The 25,413-nt window shown below is 42.6% G+C and carries 18 protein-coding genes and 1 tRNA gene; 8 read left to right on the forward strand and 11 right to left on the reverse strand.

Annotated features, from left to right (window positions below; all coding sequences use genetic code 11):
* Nucleotide 1 precedes the first annotated feature (1 nt).
* The gene (locus A3774_RS00420; protein ID WP_067861837.1) at nucleotides 2-4,744 is read right to left on the reverse strand and encodes a CHASE domain-containing protein; all 4,743 of its coding nucleotides are present in this window, start codon (nucleotides 4,742-4,744) and stop codon (nucleotides 2-4) included.
* A gap of 65 nt (nucleotides 4,745-4,809) precedes the next feature.
* Nucleotides 4,810-6,891, reverse strand: coding sequence for a putative bifunctional diguanylate cyclase/phosphodiesterase (locus A3774_RS00425; RefSeq protein ID WP_067861840.1), 2,082 nt, complete (start codon nucleotides 6,889-6,891; stop codon nucleotides 4,810-4,812).
* 716 nt (nucleotides 6,892-7,607) lie between these two features.
* Here A3774_RS00425 and A3774_RS00430 point away from each other — a divergent pair.
* From A3774_RS00430 to A3774_RS00455, 6 genes are all read left to right on the forward strand, one after another.
* Entirely contained in the window at nucleotides 7,608-8,684 is a 1,077-nt protein-coding gene (locus tag A3774_RS00430) for a TRAP transporter substrate-binding protein (protein WP_067861843.1), read from the forward strand.
* A gap of 108 nt (nucleotides 8,685-8,792) precedes the next feature.
* Nucleotides 8,793-9,395 (forward strand): TRAP transporter small permease subunit, encoded by a 603-nt coding sequence (locus tag A3774_RS00435; RefSeq protein WP_067861846.1) that lies wholly within the window; start codon nucleotides 8,793-8,795, stop codon nucleotides 9,393-9,395.
* An 8-nt stretch (nucleotides 9,396-9,403) separates the two neighbouring features.
* Nucleotides 9,404-10,759 (forward strand): TRAP transporter large permease, encoded by a 1,356-nt coding sequence (locus A3774_RS00440; RefSeq protein ID WP_067861849.1) that lies wholly within the window; start codon nucleotides 9,404-9,406, stop codon nucleotides 10,757-10,759.
* A gap of 73 nt (nucleotides 10,760-10,832) precedes the next feature.
* Nucleotides 10,833-11,990, forward strand: coding sequence for an iron-containing alcohol dehydrogenase (locus A3774_RS00445; protein WP_067861852.1), 1,158 nt, complete (start codon nucleotides 10,833-10,835; stop codon nucleotides 11,988-11,990).
* Between the two features lie 89 nt (nucleotides 11,991-12,079).
* Nucleotides 12,080-13,576, forward strand: a complete 1,497-nt coding sequence (locus A3774_RS00450) for a CoA-acylating methylmalonate-semialdehyde dehydrogenase (protein WP_067861855.1) — start codon at nucleotides 12,080-12,082, stop codon at nucleotides 13,574-13,576.
* A 117-nt stretch (nucleotides 13,577-13,693) separates the two neighbouring features.
* On the forward strand, nucleotides 13,694-14,476 hold the full coding sequence (locus A3774_RS00455; RefSeq protein WP_067861858.1) for an IclR family transcriptional regulator: 783 nt from the start codon (nucleotides 13,694-13,696) through the stop codon (nucleotides 14,474-14,476).
* 627 nt (nucleotides 14,477-15,103) lie between these two features.
* Here the strand turns inward: A3774_RS00455 and A3774_RS00460 are convergent.
* A tRNA-Val gene (locus A3774_RS00460) sits at nucleotides 15,104-15,180 on the reverse strand.
* A gap of 686 nt (nucleotides 15,181-15,866) precedes the next feature.
* On the opposite strand from A3774_RS00460, the gene A3774_RS00465 reads away from it, so the two are divergent.
* Complete coding sequence (locus A3774_RS00465) at nucleotides 15,867-17,498, forward strand: methyl-accepting chemotaxis protein (RefSeq protein ID WP_067861861.1); 1,632 nt, start codon at nucleotides 15,867-15,869, stop codon at nucleotides 17,496-17,498.
* 148 nt (nucleotides 17,499-17,646) lie between these two features.
* Here the strand turns inward: A3774_RS00465 and A3774_RS00470 are convergent, their stop codons facing one another.
* Together A3774_RS00470 and A3774_RS00475 are read right to left on the reverse strand one after the other, a co-directional pair.
* Complete coding sequence (locus A3774_RS00470) at nucleotides 17,647-18,300, reverse strand: response regulator (protein ID WP_067861864.1); 654 nt, start codon at nucleotides 18,298-18,300, stop codon at nucleotides 17,647-17,649.
* A 15-nt stretch (nucleotides 18,301-18,315) separates the two neighbouring features.
* A complete protein-coding gene (locus A3774_RS00475) occupies nucleotides 18,316-19,587 on the reverse strand; it encodes a cache domain-containing protein (protein WP_231867902.1) in 1,272 nt (423 codons plus the stop codon).
* A gap of 220 nt (nucleotides 19,588-19,807) precedes the next feature.
* On the opposite strand from A3774_RS00475, the gene A3774_RS00480 reads away from it, so the two are divergent.
* Nucleotides 19,808-20,686 carry an ATP adenylyltransferase family protein gene (locus A3774_RS00480; RefSeq protein ID WP_067861870.1) on the forward strand — a complete coding sequence of 293 codons (879 nt, stop codon included), beginning with the start codon at nucleotides 19,808-19,810 and terminating at the stop codon, nucleotides 20,684-20,686.
* Nucleotides 20,687-20,719: 33 nt separating this feature from the next.
* On the opposite strand, the gene A3774_RS00485 is transcribed toward A3774_RS00480, so the two are convergent.
* The 6 genes from A3774_RS00485 to A3774_RS00510 all read right to left on the reverse strand — a co-directional run bounded on the left by A3774_RS00485 (nucleotide 20,720) and on the right by A3774_RS00510 (nucleotide 25,261).
* Nucleotides 20,720-21,478 carry a heme ABC transporter ATP-binding protein gene (locus A3774_RS00485; protein WP_067861873.1) on the reverse strand — a complete coding sequence of 253 codons (759 nt, stop codon included), beginning with the start codon at nucleotides 21,476-21,478 and terminating at the stop codon, nucleotides 20,720-20,722.
* 2 nt (nucleotides 21,479-21,480) lie between these two features.
* The gene (locus A3774_RS00490) at nucleotides 21,481-22,503 is read right to left on the reverse strand and encodes a FecCD family ABC transporter permease (RefSeq protein ID WP_067861877.1); all 1,023 of its coding nucleotides are present in this window, start codon (nucleotides 22,501-22,503) and stop codon (nucleotides 21,481-21,483) included.
* On the reverse strand, nucleotides 22,503-23,342 hold the full coding sequence (locus tag A3774_RS00495) for a heme/hemin ABC transporter substrate-binding protein (protein WP_075107879.1): 840 nt from the start codon (nucleotides 23,340-23,342) through the stop codon (nucleotides 22,503-22,505). The genes A3774_RS00490 and A3774_RS00495 overlap by 1 nt, the downstream gene beginning before the upstream one ends.
* 59 nt (nucleotides 23,343-23,401) lie before the next feature.
* Complete coding sequence (locus tag A3774_RS00500) at nucleotides 23,402-23,821, reverse strand: ExbD/TolR family protein (protein WP_067861883.1); 420 nt, start codon at nucleotides 23,819-23,821, stop codon at nucleotides 23,402-23,404.
* Nucleotides 23,818-24,222: a MotA/TolQ/ExbB proton channel family protein gene (locus tag A3774_RS00505; protein WP_197467981.1), complete on the reverse strand. Its 405-nt coding sequence runs from the start codon at nucleotides 24,220-24,222 to the stop codon at nucleotides 23,818-23,820. The genes A3774_RS00500 and A3774_RS00505 overlap by 4 nt, the downstream gene beginning before the upstream one ends.
* Nucleotides 24,223-24,400: 178 nt before the next feature.
* Nucleotides 24,401-25,261: an energy transducer TonB gene (locus tag A3774_RS00510; RefSeq protein ID WP_067861889.1), complete on the reverse strand. Its 861-nt coding sequence runs from the start codon at nucleotides 25,259-25,261 to the stop codon at nucleotides 24,401-24,403.
* Nucleotides 25,262-25,413: the final 152 nt, after the last annotated feature.

Raw genomic sequence — 25,413 nt, forward strand, 5'->3', positions numbered from 1 at the left:
ATTACCCTTCAGCTCCAGACGTTTTTATAAGGGCAGCCATTAAAGAGACCGCCTGTTCAAAGTTAAGTTTCACCAAGCAATCATTCAGTTCGTTAAACCCCTTATGGCCCAAAGCCTCACGCAGCATGGCACTATGCTCTTCCACTTTAGCCAAAGCGCTTAAATCCTGCTCGGTTAACAAGGTCAGAATATCTTCTGCTACATCCTGTTTAAAGACAGGCTCTGACAAGTTCGAACTTAAGTGTGACTCCTGATTTACAGCGGAATCTTTCTCTTTACGCCTAGCCTCTATGAAACTGGAGCTCGCTTGCTGTAGTGTTTGTAATGCAAGCGCCAGTTCTGATAACAAGTTCATTACCGGCTCATTTTCAGCTCTTAAAGCCGTCTCAATCTCAGCAGCCAGCAACTGTATTTTCTCTGCGCCAACCATTCCAGAAACACTTCTCAATTTATGAACTTGAGATGCTATCTGCAAGCGCTGACCAGTCTCCCTGTTCTTATCAAAATCCACGGCTGGCGGAATCATAAGGTTGGCATGCTCTTGTAACAAGTTATCCAGCATATCTAAGAGTAATTGTTCATTCCCTAGTAGCATTTTTTTGGCTTGAGCTTGATTTAAACCGCTTATGTCTGGCCAAATATCCCGATCAGGCGCCGCCGCATTAATCGCTTCAATAGGTATATCCTTACTTCGATAAGCTTCTACAGATATTCTTAACACGTTGATAAGTTTTGATGGATCTATAGGTTTAGTAAGGAAGTTATTCATTCCAGCATCCAACGCACGTTTTTTCTCTTCCAGCAAAGCACCTGCGGTCAATGCAATAATAGGTAAAGAACTAAGACCTAGTTGATGACGAATGCGCTGCGTTGCCTCAAGACCATCAATACTTGGCATTTGTACATCCATCAGTACTGCATCATAGTCATTAGATCTATCTTGTAATCTTTCAAGGGCCTCCTCACCACTATTCGCTGTCTCAACCAACGCCCCGTTATGCTCAAGAATATGACTAACCACCTCTAAATTAATCGGGCTGTCATCCACTACCAACAAACGAATCCCCGGCAACCACCTTGCGCTGACAGCTTCAGTATGGGTGGATTGTAATACACGTTTAGCATTACCCGTGTGTAACGTCACCGCATCATTAATTGCATTAAATAGTGCCGAAGCATTGACGGGTTTATGTAAAAATCGATTTACCAAATGCTCCGTATCATGCTTTTTAATGGTTTCACTATCATGGACTGAAATCATTAAAATCGCTGGTAATTTCTCGCTATCCTCTTTGTTCGCAAGAATATTAATCGCATCTAACCCGTCCATCTCTGGCATCTGCCAATCCACGATCATAGCATCAGGTGGCCGTAGGTTTTCTTCTTGTCGTGTAACAAAAGATTGAATTAACTGCTTACCATTACTGACTATTTCAGAACGCCAACCTAAGGCGCGTGTTATTTCTTGCAGCTGCTTAGCATCATTTGGATTATCCTCAGCAATCAATACAAACAGAGCTCGGCTTTGATTCTCTTGCAGTATAATTTCGTCAGATGTTTGGACTTTCAATGGCAAACTAACCCAAAAAACACTTCCTACCCCTTCTGTACTTTCAACACCTAGCGTTCCGCCCATAAGGCTAACTAATTTACTGACGATGGATAATCCCAATCCAGTACCACCAAAACTGCGTGTCGTACTAGAATCCGCTTGCATAAAAGGATTAAATAAGCGCGTTTTAGACTCATCAGAAATGCCAATCCCTGTATCCAATACACTAAGACGTACGCTCACATGGTTATCTGGCAGGCCTTCTACTTCGGACTGAACTTCAGCACGAACAGAAACTTTACCTATGGTAGTAAATTTAAACGCATTACTTAGTAAATTAACCAAAATTTGACGAAGCCTGACTTCGTCTGCCAGTACCCACGAGGGTAAATTCGGATCAAGCTTACAAGTGAAATCTATATTTTTAGCTTCTGCCTGTACAGCAAAGACACTAGATACTTCCTCAAAGAACTCTGGTAAATCTAGCGGGCACTGTTCCAATGCCATTTCATTCGCTTCTATTTTCGACAAATCTAATACATCGTTAACAATACCCAATAGGGATTTACCTGAAATCTGAATTTTAGAAACTAGTCGATGTTGCGAGTCAGTTAATTGCTCCTCATTCAATAGATAGGTTAAACCAATGACTGCATTGATAGGTGTGCGAATTTCATGGCTGGTATTTGCTAAAAATGCACTTTTCGCTTCCGTTGCTTGCTCTGCATCACGTAACGCCTTTCTAAGCTTTGCCTCAATAGCAAGCCGATCGCTAATATCACGTACTGAAGCGAGTACCAGTAACTTCTCATCAATGTTGACGGTGTTTAAGCTAATCTCAACTGGAAACTCTTTCCCATCCTTTCTAAGTGCAAGAAACTCTTCATTACCACCAAAAGGCAGTTTTTCAGGCTGCTCCACATACTCCATGAGATGCACCGCATCTCCATCGTCTGCCGTAGCGGGTAATATTGTGTATATAGAAAGTCCTTCTAATTCAACGCGGTCGTAGCCAAACATACTCTCTGCTTGAGCATTGACTATTTTAATAATACCTATCTGATCGATTACAAAGGTTGCATCAGGCGCAGACCCTAGCAGCGCTTTGAAACGCAGCATCGCTTTGTTCCGTTGGGCTTCTATTTCTACAGCAAGAGCATTTCTTTGACGTATTTTTTCGTTTAGCCACATCCAATATTGAACAGCGAAAATTAAGAAACCTAAAATCAAAAACACACAAAGTACGCCGGCAATATTAAAGACGATTTTTTTTACAACGAAAAACTGAGAGATAACAGTATAAATTTCTAAACGACCTCCTTGAGTCTGCTCATCAAGCGAAAAACGACCTTGATCGGCTAACACATATCCTTTTTGCCCTTCAAAACGCAGCATATTAAAAGCACTTAATTTATGTAAAAAAGTAGCTTCCTTAAATTCATTATCCCAACGATATGGATTCCCATATTCAAAAGTAAACGTTTTCTCTACATTAGGGTGGAGCAAAAAATCGCCAGCTTGATTTGTGATGTAAAGCTCGGACTCTACAGGTAAATTGGAGGCAAAAGAGTTTAAGATCCTATCTGCACTGACATTCACAATAACAATAGCTAACGGCGTGCCATCCTCATTAAAAATAGGCGTTGAAAAACGCCACATCGGTCGGGCAGGCTGCTCGATTTTTCCGTATTCTCGGTTTAAATTAATATTTGAGACGTAAACCTTGCCTGCCCCCACTTGAAGTGTTTTTGCGATATACGGCTCATCACCCTTAAACTGAAGTTCTTCTTGAGCATATACCCCAAGCTCATCTCCATCACGTTGAACCTTAACGCTTTCTTTCCAACCATTTCTGGCCTCAATTAAACGCACTTGATGCACATCAGGAATGGCCAGCATATACGCTTTAAAAATGTCCGCCAGCGTACCGTACCAGCGATGCGATAATAAGCGTTTTTGTGAATCTACACCCTCGACTTGATCATTTAAAAGGTCAGAAATAGAGGGGGTATTAGCAAGAAATATCACATCACGCTTGAATTGAGTTGTTTCATTATCAAGCTCAAGAAGAACAGATTCTTTTACTTTTAGCAGCTCATTACTAACACTAGACAGGTGGTTTTTTACGATAAACCAGCTCGATACCGAAAATACAAAAAAGAGAAAAAGAAAAATATATGGCCCAGAACGATTAAATCTAGCACTCTTAAAAAAAATGGATAAGCTATGGATATCCGCTTTTAATATTTCATCGCGCTGATCCTCTCCCACCTGAGCATTACGCAATAAACTAATAACTAATAAACTACAAAATGTTAATCCTAAGCCAACGGCAATTACCCAGTCTATATTCCAAGGTTTTATCCGGTTAGTCGCTTTAGCGGTAGGGGTTAATTGCATTTTCCAATGCTGCCCCATTACAAATACCTCTCTTACGACCTTACTGTCATCGAGAAACTGAGCGGCTGTATTATTTGAAGTAAAAAAAGCATCTTCCTTATTACTCAAAGTAACGGCGGAGTTATCTGTGAGGGCATCAAGATTAGTCAAGACATCATCAATAATTAATGGTGCATAAGACCACCCCACCACCGCATCCTTACGTGCTTGCGGTGTATTTAACAGCGTATTATTTGAATAAATAGGCAAAAGTATAAGCACACCCCTGCGCGCTTTTTTATTCGCCTGAACCAAAGTGATAGGGTTTGTTATATAAACCCTATCGTCTCTAGCAGCAGCAAGTGCCGCCGAACGCCTATTGGCTTCAGAGCCAATATCTAATCCCTCAGCCTGCCTGTTCTTATATATAGGATAAATATATTGGATAACAAAACGATCTTCATCGTGAGGGTCTAGCGCTCTAATGGTAAAACCAGGCGCTCCATCCTGACGAGCATCGGCTAAAAAACGAGCCTCTTCTGACGCCGGAACTCGTCGAATAAAACCAAACCCTAAAGCCCCAGGAAACTCATTATTTATATCTAGGCTATTTGTGTAACGTTCAAATTGTTCCCTGCTAAGCTTATCTACCCCGACAGAAGCGATAGCACCTCGTGTACTACGTAAACCATACTCGAACTGTTGAAAACGCTCTTTAATAAGCGTTTCCGTCTTATCTGCAAGGCCATCCGTGTAGATTTTAATTGTGTGTTTATTATGATAATCAAGCACCCATGCGCTTAAAAAAGTCATCAAAAGCCCCATAGACAGGAGAAACCACAATGCCGTAAAACCGTATTGGTTCAGTTTTATAAATTTCATAGGGAGTAATGACTCTTAATTTCCCCTGCGGGAATAGGTGGAGAAAAGTAATAACCTTGGAGAAAAGACACGCCTAGCATTTGTAAGAACTGCACTTGATCTTCTGTTTCAACACCTTCAGCAACAGATTTAAGGCCTAGACTTTGTGCCAAATTTGCAATTGTTTTAACTAATACATCTTGAGGCCTATCAATGCCCAATTCAGCGATAAATGCTTTATCTATTTTCAATACATCGATGGGTAATTCTTTGAGATAACTTAAACAAGAGAACCCTGTGCCAAAGTCGTCAATAGAGATCGATATTCCCAATTCTCGAAGACGTGTAAGGTCTCGGGTGATCTTATGGCTAGTCTCTAACATTATGCTTTCAGTTACTTCAAGCTCGATCATTTTTGGATCGATACTATATTCTTCCATCGCCTTTAATAAGAAAGACAAAAAATGGGGATCAAGAAACTGTATTGGTGAAATATTAAGGCACACGCGAATACTTAAACCGTCCTTACACCATATCTGCAGCTGAGCAAAAACAAGCTGAATCATTCTTTCGCCAAGAGGGATAATTAAACGTGTTTCTTCAGCAAGCGGAATAAATTCATCAGGTGGGATTAGATATCCATTGTTGCCCTGTATTCGGGCAAGGGCTTCAACAGCCTCCAAAGCCCCCGTCTGTGAGTTTACGATCGGTTGATATAAGGCGATTACCTTATGATCTGAAATAGCTGTTTTTAGCTGCATATAGTGCTGACGTCTTGCTATAAAGTGTAACTCCATATCCTTAGAGTAAAAACACAACCCCTCATGCAATGAATCACTTTTCGCCCGATGTAAAGCCGCATCTGCATGCAACATTAATGACTGAGCATCTAGTGAATCGTCCGGATAAACACTCACACCCATACTAAGAGAAAAGGTATTGATATCAGTACACTGTAAAACAGTTTCTATTACATTCTCTCTAATCTTCACCGCTAAATTAGCTAAATCACTTAGCCTTTCAAGTTCGGGAACTAACACGATGAATTCATCGGCGCTGTGCCGACTAAGTGTTTCATTACATTGTAGTTGGGTATTAATTTGTGATGCTATTGTTTTGAGCAGCCTATCACCAAAGTCAAAACCGAACTCTTCGTTAATTAACTTAAAGCGGTCAACATCGAGCATAATCAAACCCAACTGACAGCCATTACTTTGAGTTCGCTTCATCTCTGCATCAAGGCGTTCCATCAACAAAAAGCGATTAGGAAGATTCGTTAATTGATCATACTGAAAGGTATTAGACATTTTAATTGCCATTGCGCGTGACTCATTAATATCGCGAAAAACAATGACAGCACCTACTACTTCACCCGATTCTGAAACTAATGGAGAAGCACTATCTTCAACTGGCATCCAACGCCCATTTTGTTTCATCATTTGGCAGTTAGTTGCCATATTGGCAACACGGCACTCCTCAATACAAATACGAATAGGGTTAATATGTGAAGGGCCATTATCACCAACGCGTAGCGGCATTATCTCTTCAATCACTCGCCCTTTAGCCTCAGTCTCTGTTATACCGATCATATACTCGGCCGCTTTATTCATGTACGTCACACAGCCATTCTTATCCGTGGTTAGTACGGCATCACCAATAGATTCCAAGGTGACTTTTGCGTGTCGGTGAACCTGAACTAATTCGCGCTCCCTATCACGTAATCGAAGGTGGGTTCGAACGCGAGCAGCAACCACCTCAGGCCTTAAAGGCTTGACTATAAAATCAACCGCGCCTCTTTTTAAACTAAGTAACTGTTCCTCTATAGATTCATGCACCGTAATAAATATAACGGGAATATTACGGGTTATTTCATTTGCTTTTAACTCAGCCAGAACCTGATAACCATTAAGATGAGGCATCTCAATATCGAGCAAAATAACATCGGGTAAAATTTTAATCGCTTGATTTAAAGCGGATAAGCTATCCTGCTCAAAGAACACCTGCCCTATAGCGTTTAACGTTTTGTTTAAAATAGTGATTTGATTGGCATCATCATCCACCAATAATATACGGGGTAGCCGACTGTTAGCTAAAAACATTAATACTCCATGCGAACGCTTTACTTACACATTGCTCTTGTAGACAAAAAACGCTCCCTTTTTTGCCTTTTCACCCGACAACCTTAAGACACAAATTTAACACTAATATGAGAGTAAGCCTGCCATCCTATAAAACTAACTTGTAACGTTGAAAGGCACTGATAAAAATTAAAACAACTGAATTGACAGTAGCCTATTATTACAGCGAGCCATATAAACTTAGCAATCTATATCTGTACTAGGAATGAATGCCTAGCGACAGAGATCGGCTCACTTCCATAACTAATCATCTCCCTAGATATGCTTTACCCAATCACAATACATACTACCCCTTTCAACAGTAGTACACCCTCAGTCACCCCGCAATAACCCCCCTTCATTTAAACCAGCGATCTATTGAGTTAAGTACTTTTTACAGCCAGCACTTTTTCCTGAACCTGATAATAGTCCCAAATTGAGCTCTGTAGCTCAGTCCTCAAACGCGTCCCCTCATAACAGACTAGCTTAAAGACTCTCTAGCGACCTTACACACAGGCACTCCAGAATAACAAGCTTAAACCCTTAGAATAGAATGAATAACGATTCATTTTGTATCATTATAAAAAACAACTTGACCTTTCTCTTCATATGAATAACGATACATATCGTATCGTTATATTGAAAAATAAAAATAATCCTGAGCATACGCTCAAATATAAACCGATGAGGAATAAGTCATGCATTATCATGCAAAGTCACTAACGCCCTTTGTAACAGCCTTAGCTACAAGCACTTTTTTACTTACAAGCACAATCTCTGCAAACCTAGCAGCAGATGAGAAAATCCGCTGGAAAGTTCAAGCTGTTTTCGGCACCCATTTACCTGGGCTAGGTGATCCAATAAAACAGGTTGCAAAACAGGTAAAGCAGGCAAGCGCTGGGAATATTCAATTTAAAGTTTACGAACCCGGAAAATTAGTTCCTCCTTTTGGCATCACTGAGGCGGTTAAAAATAAACAGCTCAATGCAGGGTATGCTTGGCTTGGCTATGACCAAGGAAAAATCCCTGCCGCAGCATTACTTTCCGCTGTTCCTTTCGGTATGGAACCATGGGAATACGCAACTTGGTGGTATGAAGGCGAAGGTAAAAAACTCGCAGAAGAGCTCTACGGAAAGCACGGTGTACACCCTGTTTTATGTAGTGTTATCGGCCCAGAAACAGCGGGCTGGTTCGTCAAAGAGGTCAAATCAATGGATGATTTAAAAGGTCTCAAAATACGCTTCGCAGGTTTAGGGGGTAAAGTCCTTCAAAAAGCAGGGGCATCCGTTACTGTAATATCCAGTGGAGAAATCTTTCCCGCTTTAGAAAAGGGTGCAATAGACGCATCTGAGTTCTCAATGCCCGCTGTAGATCAATTAATGGGGTTCGATAAGGTTGCTAAAAACAATTACTTCCCAGGCTGGCATCAAACGTTCACTGCATCACATCTTGTAGTCAATAAAGAAACTTGGGACGGTTTAAGTGAAGCCAATAAAGCAACCATAGATATGGCCTGCACAGCAGGTACATTTAGAGCCCTGACCCGTGGTGAATCCCTACAAGGTAAAGTCCTTGCTGGCTTCCCTGAGAAAGGCGTTACAGCCCATAAACTCAATGACGACATGCTCGGCTCCCTAAAAGCGCTGACCGATGAAGTGATGGCTGAAATTTCTGAGAAAGATGCAGATTTCAAAAAGATTTATCAATCTCAGCAAGCTTTCATCAACGAGTACAAACAGTGGAAGAAACTGGCGTACTTACCACGCGATTTCTAATAAGTACTTTTCAACACAAATCCTACCGCCCCACTTGCGTTTAACCAACACAAGCTGGGGGCGGCTTGCCTAACAAACAGAATAAAAAGGCAAATTCTGGGAGAAATTATGCAACCTGAATCTAGCGCTTCCATTAAACACCTTGAACTTGATCCCTTGATTCATCACACAGCACTGCCTGAGACCGCGCTATCAAAAACGGTTGATCGTTTTATTAGAGCGATAGGTCATCTATTTTCTTGGACTTGGGTCGTATTAATGGGCGTCATCATTCTTAACGTGCTCATGCGTTACATTTTGAATGAAGGACGAATTGAGTTTGAAGAATTACAGTGGCACCTCTATGCACTCGGTTGGCTCGTAGGCCTCTCCTATTGCTTAGTCGCTGATGACCATGTTCGTGTGGATCTATTACATGATCGACTATCTCTTAAAACTCAAGCATGGGTTGAGTTAGTAGGTATCATCTTTTTACTAACCCCGTTTCTTATGATTGTCCTCTGGTATGCGATTCCCTTTATCACGTATTCCTATGAGCTGAGTGAGGTCTCGGAAGCACCAGGCGGCTTGCCCTACCGCTGGATTATTAAAAGTGTGCTTTTCGTAGGCTTTGCATTACTGACGCTGGCAACCCTATCACGTCTTTCCAAAGTTATCTCTTTACTGTTTTACCCAAAAGAGACGACTCGCCCACTCACAACAAAGGCTTAGGAACTCACATGGAAATTAATGAAATTCTTGCACTTACCATGTTTGGTACGTTTATTTTCTTACTCTTCACCGGTTTCCCTGTGGCATGGGTAATGGGCGGGGTTGCAATTGTTTTTGCGGCGATAGCAATGTTTGCTGATGCACAATTTGACGCATTCATTGGAATTGATTGGAACTATCTCTCGATTATAGTCCCCCGCATTTGGTCGGTAATGACAAATTGGGTACTCGTAGCTTTACCTATGTTTATCTTTATGGGGTTAATGCTTGATCGTTCTGGCGTAGCTGAAGACCTAATGAGCAATCTGTCGCGCCTTTTTGGACGTGTACGTGGCGGGCTAGCAGTAACGGTGACCTTTGTCGGATTATTGCTGGCAGCATCAACCGGAATCATTGGCGCATCCGTTGTGTTACTGGCGACCTTAGGTATACCGTTGATGATGCGCGAAGGGTATAGCAAGGAGCTGGCATGTGGAACTGTTTGCTCAACAGGTACACTGGGTATTCTTATTCCCCCCAGTATTATGCTAGTTATGATGGGCGACCGTATCGGCTTATCTGTAGGGGACCTATTTTTAGGAGCGCTTTTCCCTGGGTTGCTACTGGCGGGGCTCTATGTCACCTACATATTGCTACATAGTTATTTTAAACCACTATCCGCTCCCCTTTCTGAAAGCGCCGAAAAAGTATCTATACGCATTTTACTAAATGTTATTTGGACTGTTTTGCCTACTGCCGGCCTTATTCTCGCTGTACTCGGCTCTATTTTCTTCGGTATAGCAACACCGACAGAAGCATCAGGGGTCGGTGCTTTTGGAGCCACTTTATTAGCTCTAAGTAAGGGACGCTTATCACTCAAAGTAGTTCGAGATGTAGGCCGTGAAACGACCAAAACAACCGCATTTATTTTTGCACTTTTACTCGGAGCTACCGCCTTTTCACTGGTACTGCGTGGCTTAGGCGGCGATGAACTCATTGAAGAAGCGCTAACCGGATTACCTTTTGGCCCAACAGGCATAGTGATCTGTATTTTGGCCGTAACGTTTATTCTGGGGTTTTTCCTCGATTGGATAGAACTCACGTTGATCATTCTTCCGCTGGTTGCACCTGTTGTAGCAAACCTAGGTTTTGATCTAGTCTGGTTCACCATTCTATTTGCCGTATGCCTGCAAACATCTTTCCTAACCCCACCGGTAGGCTTTGCCCTGTTCTACTTAAAAGGCGTTGCACCTAATGGCATTCAAATTGGCAACATTTATCGCGGAGTTATCCCTTTTATTCTGATTCAGATAACAGGCTTATGCATTGTTTTTTATTGGCAAGGCATTGTGACTTGGCTGCCTGCTATCGCTTACGCGCCGTAACCACTAATGATTTATGGCCACATTAAATTTCCATACATGGTTCTCCCTGTTTATTCCATCGATAGGAGTCGATATGTCTAATCAAATTATTCTGCCACGCATCATGCAAATTGGCGAAGGCGCAAGTAAAGAGCTACCTAATATTTTAACTAGCCTTAACTGCAAACGTCCTTTAATTATTACTGACAAAATGATGGTAGAGCTAGGTTATACCGGCACTATCACAGAAAACCTTGCTAATCATATGATGTTTGCCGATGTGTTTGACGATACCGTACCTGAGCCTACGGTCGCATCTATCCAAGCCGGTGTGAATGCTGCCCGAGACGGCGATTATGACTGTATAGTTGCCTTAGGGGGCGGTAGTCCAATCGACAGCGCTAAAGCGATCTCAATCCTAGCCCGATTTGGTGGAGAGATGCGTGATTACAAGTTTCCCCGTATTGTTAATGAAGAAGGCTTGCCTGTTATTGCTATACCCACTACCGCGGGCACAGGCTCAGAAGCCACTCGTTTTACAATCATTACCGATGAAGTCAGTGACGAAAAAATGCTCTGCGTAGGTATTGGCTTTATGCCCGTTGCTGCCTTAGTAGATTACAGCCTTACTTTGAGCCTACCACCTCGTATTACAGCTGATACAGGAATAGACGCACTAACCCACGCCATCGAAGCCTATGTGAGCCAAAAAGCCAACCCTTATAGTGATTCTCAAGCTTTAGCAGCCATGGGACTTTTAGCCCCTAATTTACGCACTAGCTATAGTGATGGTGATAATAAAGCAGCACGAGAAGCGATGATGCTTGGCTCTACGTTAGCGGGGATAGCATTCTCAAATGCCTCTGTTGCATTAGTCCATGGTATGAGCCGACCTATCGGCGCGGCGTTTCATGTACCCCATGGTTTATCTAACGCCATGTTACTTCCAACCGTAACTGAGTTTTCCATCCCTGCAGCACCGGAGCGTTATGCCGACTGTGCACGCGCCATGAAAGTCGCTAACGAAACGGATAGTACAGATACAGCCAACGCTAAACTATTAGCCGAACTAACATCCCTAAACGATCAACTTCACGTCCCCACACCCGCACAATTTGGAATCGATTGTGAACAATTTTTTAACTTGATGCCAACAATGGCAGAACAAGCACTGAGTTCAGGCTCACCTAACAACAATCCCCGTATTCCAAGTGCTGAAGAGATTGTTGCCCTGTACAAAAAACTGTGGTGAATAACCACTTAAGACAGACTTTAAAGACTTTTTATCATTAAAATAAGCACCGCTAAGCGGCTATGCAGAATAAAAATGAGGTATCAACAATGAGTAACATCGGACACTTAATTAACGGCGAAATTGTTACCGATTCGACACGCTATCAAGATATATTTAACCCAGCAACGGGCACTATTTCAAAACAGGTTGCACTCGCATCAAAAGAAACAGTAGAGGAGGCTATCACCGCAGCACAAGCAGCCTACCCTGAATGGCGTAATACTCCCGCCATCAAACGTGCTCGTATTATGTTCAAATTTAAAGAACTGCTTGAGGCAAATGCCAATCATATCTGCAAACTGATCGGTGAAGAACACGGAAAAATTAGTCATGATGCCGCCGGTGAGTTGCAACGAGGTATTGAAAATGTTGAATATGCATGCGGTATTCCTGAGCTTTTAAAAGGCGAATACAGCAAAAACGTTGGTCCCAGTATCGACTCTTGGAGCGAACTACAACCACTTGGCGTCGTCGCAGGTATTACACCCTTTAACTTCCCAGCCATGGTACCTATGTGGATGTTCCCACTGGCCATTGCCTGCGGCAACACCTTTGTTCTTAAACCCTCAGAACGCGACCCAAGCTCAACACTATATATAGCTCAACTTCTACAAGAAGCTGGGTTACCTGATGGTGTAATGAACGTTGTTAATGGTGACAAAGAAGCAGTTGATGTGCTCCTTAGTGACCAACGTATTAAAGCAGTCAGCTTTGTTGGATCAACCCCTATCGCGGAATATATCTACAGCACAGCGAATGCCAACGGTAAACGCTGCCAGGCACTCGGCGGCGCTAAAAATCACGCTATCATTATGCCCGATGCAGATATGGATAATGCAGTAAACCAGCTGTTAGGAGCAGCATTTGGCTCATCTGGGGAACGCTGCATGGCCCTATCTGTAGCCGTTGCAGTAGGAAATGAAGCAGGTGATGCACTCGTTGCTAAAATGAGTGAAGCGATGAAAGACCTAAAAGTCGGCGCATTTTCGGACAGCTCAAATGACTTTGGCCCCGTTATCACTCGCCAGCATCAACAAAAAGTATTTGGCTTTATTGATAGCGCAGAAAAAGATGGTGCAACAATTGTTGTCGATGGCCGCGCCCCTGAAATAGCCGGTTATGAAAATGGCTTCTTTGTCGGCGCAACACTGATCGACGGTGTAACCCAGACCATGCAAAGCTATCAGCAAGAGATCTTTGGACCAGTTTTACAAGTGGTTCGTGTTAATACAATGGAAGAAGCAATGCAGCTTATCGACGACCATGAATATGGTAATGGCACATGTATATTTACACGTGATGGAGAAGCAGCACGTTACTTCTCCGACCATATCCAAGTAGGTATGGTTGGTATTAATATCCCCCTCCCTGTACCCGTGGCTTATCACAGCTTTGGTGGCTGGAAACGCTCCCTGTTTGGTGATCTGCATGCCTACGGTCCAGACGGTGTGCGTTTTTACACTAAACGTAAAACGATCACGCAACGCTGGCCTTCAGCCGGTGTCCGAGAAGGCGCATCCTTCTCCATGCCAACGATGAAGTAAGCTCCCCGTCTATGCTTGATGGACATTCCCCCTCCCTATTGGGCGGGGGCTTTTTCCCCTTTATTAATGTTAATAGCGACCTATAATAGTGGCTTCAATTAGGAGATAAATTAACGCATGACAAGTAAACGCAGAGAAAAAGGTTCATCTATTGCCCGAGTACTGGAAATTATTGAAGCCGTATCTAAAGCAGAACGTCCTTTAAGCCCTGCGGATTTATCCTTACTTCTCGATATTCCAAAACCTAGCATCCACCGGTTACTGCAACAATTAGAGGCCGACGGTTATCTGCAAACCAATATGCGAGGTTTAATCGTACCTGCCGACCGCTTACATAATATTGCTCTTGGCGTTTTATACACCAGCCGTTTTAAAGCACTACGTAAAGCCATTCTAAAAAAACTAGCAGCTCAAGTCGGCGAAACCTGTGGTATCTCCATTCCTGATGGCATTGAGATGATCTATTACGATAGAGAACAAACTAACTGGCCACTGCAAGTACACCTTCCGATAGGTAGCCATACCCCTGTATCGTGCTCTGCCAGTGGTAAACTGTACCTTGGTTCTCTCCCCCCCGACCGCCGCCAGAGCATTATTAAAAACTTGCCCCTCGATCAACGAGCTAGAAACACTATTACCTCAGCAGAGGCATTAGAAGCAGCAGCCATCGAAAGTGCCGAACAAGATCTCGGTGTCGATAACGAAGAGTTAGTCGACGGAATGGTCGCGATCTCTGTTCCTATAAGGGATAAAACAGGAAAACTCTTTGCGTGCCTATTTATTCACGCTCCAATCATAAGAAAGAACTTGGACGAACTTAAAGAGTTTGAACCTTTATTACGCTCCGCGGCTGAAGAACTAGGCCAACTGATCGGCACAGACTCAGACAATGATAAGTAACCCTCTATAAAACTTAATCACTACTGTTTGACGGTAGGCCCCTAACAGATTTGGAGATCTATATGCATCTTTGCGATTGGCCGTTTTGTTATTAATCAACCAAAGATCAATATGTACACTGCTATTTATAAAAAATAGAACTTCACCTAACCCAAATAGCCAAAAAGCCCCGCATTCGCGAGGCTCTTTTAAATCTGGTAGGACTAAGCAGATTATTCCCCTTCGGGCTATCGTCGCAAGCTCCGATGTGGTCTCGCTGCGCTCGGCTCGAACTGCGCAGTTCTCATCTGCATAGTCCCGATAACAAAAAGCCCCGCATTCGCGAGGCTTTTTTAAATCTGGTAGGACTAAGCAGATTATTCCCCTTCGGGCTATCGTCGCAAGCTCCGATGTGGTCTCGCTGCGCTCGGCTCGAACTGCGCAGTTCTCATCTGCATAGTCCCGATAACAAAAAGCCCCGCATTCGCGAGGCTTTTTTAAATCTGGTAGGACTAAGCAGATTATTCCCCTTCGGGCTATCGTCGCAAGCTCCGATGTGGTCTCGCTGCGCTCGGCTCGAACTGCGCAGTTCTCATCTGCATAGTCCCGATAACAAAAAGCCCCGCATTCGCGAGGCTTTTTTAAATCTGGTAGGACTAAGCAGATTCGAACTGCTGACCTCTACCATGTCAAGGTAGCGCTCTAACCAACTGAGCTATAGTCCTAAATAAGTGGTGCGTAGTATACGACTCTGTTTAATCAGTTCAAGATTTTTTTCACTCGATTTACCACTTTGATACTTAAATACAACGATTAAACGGGTTGGGTCACTGCTATTAGCCTAAAACGCCTTACACTGCTGCCGCTTATCACACTGTAAGTAGCATCTTTAATATTAAGTTCTAGGTTCCGTTCTTTTTGAATCACTAACCCGATCGATCATTTACAGAAAACATCCTTGCGTCTATGTTTACTGAGTGTTTATCAACCGTTAATCATTCCATAGTGGTAAAATTAGATACTATTTATCAGTACACTCTAAGCTGTAAGGTACGGTATTATCTGCTTTAGAACTGTGAACTTTATAGGGAACCTATTGGTATATTTACCTCATATAACCTAGGCCTAAGGTGTAGATTTTGAGAATAACCCGAAAGCATTCGCGAGGAAGCTGTTCAATTTATCACCTCCCCTACTGAAGCTCATTTAGTACAGGTTCAGTAACCGAGTGTTAGTGTTTCACTACTTTATTAGTTTTTAAAATTCAGGCCTTTTGCACTCATTCGATATACATGAAAATCAACACCCTATAAGACTTGCCTTCGATTAACTAAATTTTAATCGCGCAGGTCAATAACCCATTTGCCCAGAAAGAATTGAACAGCGCCGATCCCAAAAAGAGATAATAGCTATGCTTAAAGATGTTTCCATAAAGACAAAACTGACGGTAATGGTCGTTCTACCTATTATTGGCTTGATTTGTATTACTTTGTTTGCACTTCAAGAACTACAATTGACGGAAGGCGGCGCGAAACGGATTTATCATGACAGGGTTGTTCCCCTTGAAGACTTAAAAATAATCGCCGACGATTATGCGGTGCTCGTTATTGATGCGATCAATAAAGCAAATGCCGGCATTTATACTTTAGACGAAACCGTAGCCGATATAGAAAGCTCTAAGCAAGAGATCAGCCTTAAGTGGAAAAAATATCTAGCAACAAACCTCACACCAGAAGAGAAAGCTTTAGCTGATGAAGCTCAAAACCTTTTTGTGTCCGCTGATGCAGCTATTGATAATACACTACAGATCCTAGCCACTATATCTGGGCCCCCTAAAGGCCAGCTTGATGCACTGGATGGCCCTCTCTATACCCAAATAGACCCTATTAGCGAAAAAGTTACTGAGTTAATTAATTTACAGCTGCGCGTTGCTAAACAAGAATATGAGGCCATTCAACAGGTTTATAAGGAAAGTATTTTTCTGCTCTCTACACTATCAATACTGATCATGGTTTTACTGATCGCTATTTCAGCTTATAACTATCGCTCCATGATTAATCCACTGCTACATATGCAGGAAACTATTGAACGTATTTCTGAATCTTCTGATTTAACTCTCACACTGCAAACAGAAGGTAAAAACGAATTAGGAACAATAAGTAAAAGCTTTAACGCAATGATCGCGCAAATGCGTGATATTGTTAGTCAAATCACCTCGGCGACTAACCGACTGGCCAGCGCGGCTAAGGATATGACCGATGTTAGCGTTGAAACAAAATCCAGTATTAACACGCAACGTGCAGAGATAGAACAAGTGGCAGCAGCCATGAATCAAATGGTCTCCTCATCACAAGAGATATCACACAATGCGGAGCAAGCGGATAGTGATGCTCGCAATACAAGAGAGAAAGCACATCAAGGCACTACGATTGTAAATCAAGCGGTCGTGGCCACAAACGCACTTGTCACTGATGTTAAAAGTGTATCCAGTAAAATAAAAACGCTTGAGTCTGATAGTGAAAATATTGGCTCAATTGTGGATGTGATCAAGAGCATTGCCGAGCAGACAAACTTACTAGCACTTAACGCTGCTATTGAAGCCGCCCGGGCAGGCGATCAAGGACGTGGATTTGCTGTCGTAGCGGACGAAGTACGTACATTGGCACAACGCACGCAGGTCTCCACCCAAGAGATACAAGTAGCTATTGAGCGTTTACAGTCGGGCACTACCGATGCCGTAACTGCAATGAGTGAAGGACAGAAAAAAGCGGAGACCGCCGGTTCTAAAGCGACTGAAGCAGGCTCTTCACTCGAAGAGATCTCAAAAGCAGTTATCAGCATAACGGATATGAATGCTCTTATATCTAGCGCATCAACCGAACAAACCAGTGTGTCTGAAGAGATCAACCGGTCACTGATTAACCTACATGATGCGTCTAATATCTCTAGTAATGGGGCGGAAAAGATCTCTCAATCGAGTACTGAACTAAACTCCCTTTCCAACGAGCTGAAAGCGATGATCGCGAAATTTCGCGTAGGCTAAGGTTGAGTAGAGTGATGGGATGCTCAACTTATAAAATAACGTCAAAATATGCTGAATAATTTTTTAGATATTCTGACGTTATTGATTCTGTCTTAAAAATGGGGAAGTATTAGCGCGAGAGCGTTTTAATCCTTTTACAGCCTAACGCTCAATCCACCAGCTTATGTTCTATCGCGTAACGGGTGAGCCCTGCTGCTGTGTGTATATCTAATTTTTGTTTGATATTTTGTCTATGGGTCTCAACTGTACGTACAGAAATATCGAGCTCTCTAGCGATCTCTTTATTACTATTGCCTTCAGCAACTAGTTTCAAGACATCTTTTTCACGGCCGGTAAGCTCTTCCTGTTGAGTATTTGCATGCCCACCCTCCTGATCAAACTGGCTAAATAAGCTTTGTGATGCTCCTGAACTAAAGTATGTTCCACCGCCGTAAACCGTTTCAATCGCTGAAATTAGCTCGTTAGATGAAACGTCTTTTAAAACATAGCCAGCCGCACCACATTTAATCAGCTTAACAATATATTCTCTATCATCATGCATACTTAAAATTAGTACTTTCACATCCGGCTGTTCCGCATGGAATCGCTCCGATGCTTCAAAACCATTCATCACGGGCATAGAGATATCCATAAGAACAACATCTGGATGAAGGGTTGATGCCAACGCTAAGGCTTGCTTTCCATCATTAGCCATGCCGATAATTTCAAGGGAGGGTTCACCTTCTAAGCGCGCACTAATTCCATCTAGTACAAGAGGGTGATCATCGACCAATAATACTCGGATTTTATTGTCATTCGGCATTAGCGTTTGTATCTCCTAAAAAATTGCGAAACCCACTTTAATACGTGTACCTACACCCAAACGACTCTTAATACTAAAACGTCCACTGAGCAATTCTGTACGCTCACGCATATTTAGAAGACCGATTCCTGTCTCTGTCTTCTCGGGGATAAAGCCTCGTCCATCATCTGATACCTCTAACCAGATATAGCCTTCACGAAACCAAATTTTTAAACCTACATTCTGAGCTTGTGCATGCTTTTCAATATTTGTCAGGGTTTCTTGGGCAATTCTATACAGCGTAATCTCAATATCATCAGGTAGACGCTGTTCTGGTAACTCTATTCTGGCATTCATTCGGATGTTCGTGCGCTCAGAAAAGTCATTGGCCATACTGTGTAGTGCGGACTCAAGCCCTAGATCATCAAGCTGTATAGGTCGAAGGTCATGGGAGATACGTCGCACCTCTTGAATCGCCATATTTAAAACATCACAGCCTTTAGTGATATCATCAACCGCGCTTTCATCCCCTTTCAGCGATTTATCTCTGGCAAGTTCCAATCTGAATTTTACCGATACCATTAGCTGATTAATGCCATCATGCAGTTCACGTGCAAAATTACGCCGCTGACTCACCTGAAATTGAACATAGCGATGGGCTAACTCACGTAATCGCACATCCGCTAATTGGGAGGAATGCATATTGATCGCAATACCAATGAGCGCAATAATAATAATTGTACCCGCTAGAATAACGACCACGGTAAAAAATGTATTTCTGATATTACGGGTTACTTTTAAACGCGTATGGGCAACTTCTTCTGCAATATCATCAATATATAAACCGGTTCCCATCATCCAATTAAATTTCGGTATTTTAACCACGAAACTCAATTTCTTTTCCTGATGCCCTGCTGAAGGTTTTCGCCAGAGGTAACGATAAAATCCGCCCCCCTCATCAGCAATCCTAATCAAATCGCGTATTACATATTTACCATTACTATCTTGCAGCTCGATTAGATCCTGCCCAACCAACTCCGGCTGGGTAGGATGAACTAAATTAATGCCCTGCATGTCATATAAAAAGAAATAGCCATCATCACCAAAAGTGAGAGTGTTCAGCATATCCTTTATACGCTTTTCTGCATTTTCATCCCCAGGCTCAGATTCATTAACAACTTCCTCTATCGCGTTCATCGCTAAGGCGACATAATGCTGTAGCTCTTGATGTTTAGAGTTGAGTAAATTTTCTTCGAAGGTTTCAATCTCTTGTTCTGAGAGAATATGCGCCTGATTTAAGCTAATCATAGTGATAGCTACCGTCACTATAATTAGTGGCAGTATTGAAAGCAGTAGCATTTTTGCTTTTAATGAAGCTGTGACGCTTTTCATATTGGAATAATTATGATTTTTAACTGACGCTAGAATACAACTAACGCATGACTAAAGAACAGCCTATAACGGCAAACCCACAAGCTTAATAACCACTTATATAATCAGTATAAAGTACTCTGAGGGAGAACACCCGATGGTTTTTACATTGTGGAAAGATGCTGCGGAAGTTGCAAAAAGTGCCACTAAAGCTGGCGCATTAAACAGTTTCAAAACATCTATGCTTAGTGTCCAAGAAGGAGGTCTTAATTTTCATGTCCGTATACTTGAGAATCTCCAGAACAAACCAACACCCGATAGTTCCCTAGCTAAGCTCAATCAAAGTAAACCCGACCCATTCCTACCTCATGAAAAAGCTTTATTTGTCACCAACATCGGTGATAAACATAAATGTTTATTGAATAAATATAATGTAGTCGATGAACATCTGCTCTTAGTAACTCAAACCTTTGAAGAACAGAATACAGCCCTTAATAAAAACGATTTTTATGCCTTACACCGGTGCCTATTCGCCGCGCCGGCATTAGCTTTTTACAATAGTGGTAAAACGGCTGGGGCCAGTCAAACCCATAAGCACCTACAGCTGATAAAAGTGCCAGAAACAGTGGAACAATTAATCGCTTTTAATCCACAACTGTCAAAACTACATGACGAAGTACCTAGGGAGCTAGATAGCTTACCCTTTCGCCATGCAGCACTGGCCTTACCTAAAGATATTTTTACAGAAGAGAAAATACAGAATGGTGATGGTGCTGCTCAATTACAAAACTTTTATAATCGGCTGCGAATGACCTTAGGGATCGAAAAAGACGGAGAGAAGATAGCCAGCGCTTATAATCTTCTCTTAAGCCACCATTGGATGTTGATGGTACCTAGAACAGGTGAAAATTTTTCCGGTGTTTCACTTAATGCACTTGCCTTTAGTGGCTCGATTTTAGTAAAAAGCGAGGCACAAGCTCACGAGATTATAGAGGCTGGACTCTCCACGGCTTTAAATGTGGTGAGTCGGTCTTAAAATACCCCCTTGATCCAAAGACTTTTGCAACGATCAGATTAAAGCGGTCTGTCCATTATTTAAGATCACTCGTTGTGGCTGATACTGCCAGTGCTCTTTTATCCGCTCATCAGATAGCACCTTATCAGGACTGTTTACAGCACTCACCTGCCCCTGATCTAACAAACAACAGGTATCACAATAACGAAGCACTTGGTTAAGGTCATGCAGAATGGCAATAACACCAAACCCCTCTTTTTTTGCTAGCTGTTGAGTCAACGTTAACAGATTATGTTGCTGTCCTAAATCTTGTGCCGACGTCGGCTCATCAAGAAGTAGTAAAGGTGAGTGACTCGCTTGACTGAGCTGCAATAAAACCCGCGCGAGTTGAACTCGCTGCCTTTCTCCCCCTGACAACGAAGGATATGAGCGATCCGCAAAACTACAGCAATCAGTCGCCGACATTTTTTCATCGATCAACTTATTGGCTTGAGCTTTAGACAGCGATAATGGAGTTAAACCTAAAGCAACTACTTCTCTGGCGCTGAAAGGAAAGGTCAATTGGCTCGCTTGGGGAAGTACTGCCAGATGCTTAGCCAATTCACGGCGATTCCACTGTGTTAGCTCTTTACCATAGAATTTGATAGAACCACTGGCTTTAATATCACCACTAATTGCTTTTAATAAAGTTGTTTTACCGGCCCCATTCGGCCCCAACAGGCCGTAGACCTCCCCAGCCTTTACCGAGACAGAGACTTGATCTAATAGCAGCTTTCCCTGTGGTTTAAAGCTGACATTATTAAGCTGCAACATGATCAACTCCAGTTTTTACGCTGTTGGATTAACAAAATCAGAAAGAACGGGGCGCCCAATAGCACCGTAACTAAACCTACGGGAAGTTCCGCTGGCTGCACAACAAGACGCGCTAACAGATCGGAACCCATCAGCAGAACAGCACCTAGCAAAGCAGATAAAGGCAGTAGAAAATGATGGTTCGGCCCTGTGGCTAAACGAACCAAATGAGGTACCACTAAGCCAACAAAACCGATAATGCCTGAACAAGAAACGGCGACACCTACACCAATCGCGGTAAGAATAATCATTTGTAATTTAAGCTGTTCAACATCTATCCCTAAATGGCGCGCCTCGGGTTCACCTAAAAGTAATGCATTTAAAGCTTGGGCCCGACGCTGAAAGGCGATCATTAATAGCAGCATTGTTGTAAAAGCTAGCCATAAGTTAGCATCACTCGCACCGGTTAATGAGCCCATCTGCCACACATTCAGTTCACGTAAACTGGCATCATCAGCAAAATAACTTAAGAAGCCAATGGCTGCACCGGCGAAAGCTGAGATAGCGACACCGGCAAGCAGTAAGACTAAGACTGAGGTCCCATTTTTTGATTGCGCTAAACCATAGACCAGCAAAGTAGTGAGCAAACCACCAACAAAGGCCATCGTAGGGATTGTCCAACTTCCCCAAACAGCTGGAAACACAACAATAGCTAAAATAGCACCCACCGCTGCACCCGATGAAACGCCAATAATACCGGGATCTGCCAACGGATTACGAAATAAGCCCTGAGCAACCGCACCGCATTGGGCCAATATGGCCCCGACAAAAATAGATAATAACAAACGAGGTAAACGAAGTTCTAAAACAACGACCTGCTGATAACCTTCTAGTTGACTGAAATTAGCACCAAAAAGGTCATCTACAACAATCAATAAACTATCGTATACCGGAAGATTCATGGCCCCTAACACAAGTGATAACAGAGCACAGGCAATCAAAAGACTCGCTAATGCTAAGGCGCATATTGAAACGGACCTTTGCATCAATTATTTTCCTGACGAGCAAGAGTGTGGGGATTAGATAACTGCTGAGTTAAACGAATCGCTTCATTAATAGCCGATACACTCAAACCAGCAACTAAAGCGGAGCCATTCACGGCCACAATACGTTTATTTTTTACCGCGGGTGTATGAGCGAGTACAGGATTAGCCGCAAGCAAGCTTTGCACTGCATTCTCTACATCACTACCTGCAACGATAATCACAGAGGGTTTCATTTCAAACAGTGATTCAGCCGATATATTTCGGTAGTTTTTAAAGTCAGCAACATTGCTAGCTTTCATCAATTCGATAAAGGAATGGCCCGTTGTCCCCTCTCCTGCTAAACGTAATTTACTATCATCCATAGATAATAAAAACGCTACGCGCTCCCCCGATAAGTTCACCTTATCAAGTGTCGCTAGTTTTTGGTCAACAGATTCAAGCAAGGCTTGCCCCTTTTCCTTCTGCTCTAAAGCCATAGATAGCGAACGTATATTGTCACGAAGTTGTTCACTATTTTTTGCACTGCTTAACTGTACAAATTGAACATCGGCTTGCTTTAGTGCCGTCACAACGGATGAAGGACCTATATGTTCACTCCCTATCACTACCGATGGATTTAAGCTCATTAAACCTTCAGCAGACAAGGTGCGGTGATAACCAATATTAGGGAGTTTAGGATACCCCTCTGGCAGCTTGCTCGTCACATCTACGGCAATCAAATCATCTTCAAAGCCAAGAGCAAAAATCAGTTCAGTAACACCCGCATCAGTACTAATTAAACGCTGTTCATCCGCTGCATAAACTGAAACAGGTAACGCAATTAATAGGATAAGTTTCATCCAGTTCACGACTGAAAACCTATTCTTTTTTTGTGTAAATAATCGAAACGGCAAAGAGATCATGGCTGTGCGTCTTCCATTAAAATTTGAGTGTTAGTTATTTGCTGCTCATTGAGGAGGGCTAAAAGTTTTAACAAAGGTTCGACGTCTGAATCACGGGCAGCAGCAATTGAAAGTGCCCGATCTTTTTGATCTGCAATATTTACCAACAGCGCCTGTTTAAACTCAGCCCATTCATAAAAGCGATCTTCTCCAATTGCATAGATTGGAGATTTATCCAACAAACTTATTGTGAGCGGTTTTTCAGACTCTTCATGGAGGGCTATTTCACTGTCGCTATCAGGAATATCAACCGGCAATGAGAGCAAACGCGTATTTGCAGTTAACAGTAAAAAAACCACCACTATAAAAATAATATCTATCAATGGGGTAAGTTCTAAACTGCTATTTATTTGGCTCTTCTGCTGTGCACGAATCATTTTAGCGCCTCAGTGCAAACACCTTCGATCCGAAGATTACCTACATTAAGTACTTGCTCTGTCATTGCTATCAATTTATCCACCCAAAGCTGAAAGCCATGCGCCCCAATAACCGCGGGAACAGCAACAATCAAACCAGCGGCGGTTGTTTTCATTGCGATTCCTAGCCCTTCGGCCATCATAGATGGGTTAATCGGTCCTTGGTGATCACCTAAATTATCAAACACTTGAATCAGACCAATCACAGTCCCGAGTAGCCCTAACAAAGGTGCAATTAACGCTATAATTTGGAGCATACGAATACCATGACTCAGTTTTCGCTGTCTGTTATGCAGCCATATTGCCGCAATATCCGTTCTCATAACCCGTGATTGATCTGCATGTTGATTAAGTAGCGCCATCCCAGCGCTAGGAAGGCTCCGCTGAATACTGTGATAACAAAGCACAGTTATACGCTCAAGCAATATCAAAAGGGTAAGAACAGAGCAGATTAATAATGGGATTCCTAGCGGCCCTAAATACTGTTGCGTTAAAACAAAGATATTCATAATTTATAATATTAAAAACCTATAACAACGATCAATTAAGTGAAAAAACAACCGGAATCCTGACACGCGAAGCGATACGGATACCGTTCCTTTCATAAGGTTTGAATTTCCACTCGGAGACAGCTTTTAAAGCTGATTTATCTAACAGGGCCAAACCTGAGCTCTGAGTGACTTCCAACTTTGATTTGTTACCTTTTTCATCCAACCAAATATCTAACCAAACAGTACCCTCCTGACCTCGTTTACGAGCAACCACCGGATAACGAGGCGGCTTAGGCTGTGCCGCAAAAACAGGCTTAGTAATAATTTTCTCGCTCACTTCCATCTGATCACTTGTGCTCCGATGGGGAGGATTAGCCTCTAGGTCTGTGAGGGATTGAGTATCTGAATTAGTCTGTACCGATGATGGCTCAACTGTTTTAGCATCAGGATTTACCTGCTTAATACTCGGTTCCACCTTAGCCACTGATGTACTGGCTAGCGCTTCACTCTTATTTTTGAGAACGGGGGATGGCTTTAAAACCTCTTTCGATACTGGCTGTGTAATAGCCGGTTTACTTGTTTTCTTTGTTACTTTATTTGCGACTACAGGCGCCTTAGTGACCTCTTCTTTAGGTACAGGTCTATCCGCTGTTGTCTCAGGCTTAGGCTCTGTATGCCTTAATGCCTCTTGAGCAGGCAAAGAGTTAACTATTTTCCCCTGAGTAGGTTCAGGCTGTGGCCGACTAAACGAGATCGCGAGCGATAGCTGACTACCTTTCCCCGAGGCCTCATCCATAAAGCTCGGTTTTTCCAACGCAGCGAAAGCCCATTCTTGCAGCAAAATAAGTGCACTAATGAACAGCACTCGCCAGCCAAGTAAACCCCATTTTCTCTTAACCAACTGAGTCATAAATACCCGTTACCTAACCCTATAACCTTTGCGCAAAAAGCGCCCGATGATTCTTTAAGACTAATAATGACCGCCATAATAAAACAGGATAAAACCTAATGCAAATACAAGTCATTATCATTTACATTGTGTTTATTAAATAGTAGCATCCC

This window comes from Neptuniibacter marinus, assembly GCF_001597725.1.
In the GTDB taxonomy this organism is placed as follows: Bacteria; Pseudomonadota; Gammaproteobacteria; order Pseudomonadales; family Balneatricaceae; genus Neptuniibacter; species Neptuniibacter marinus.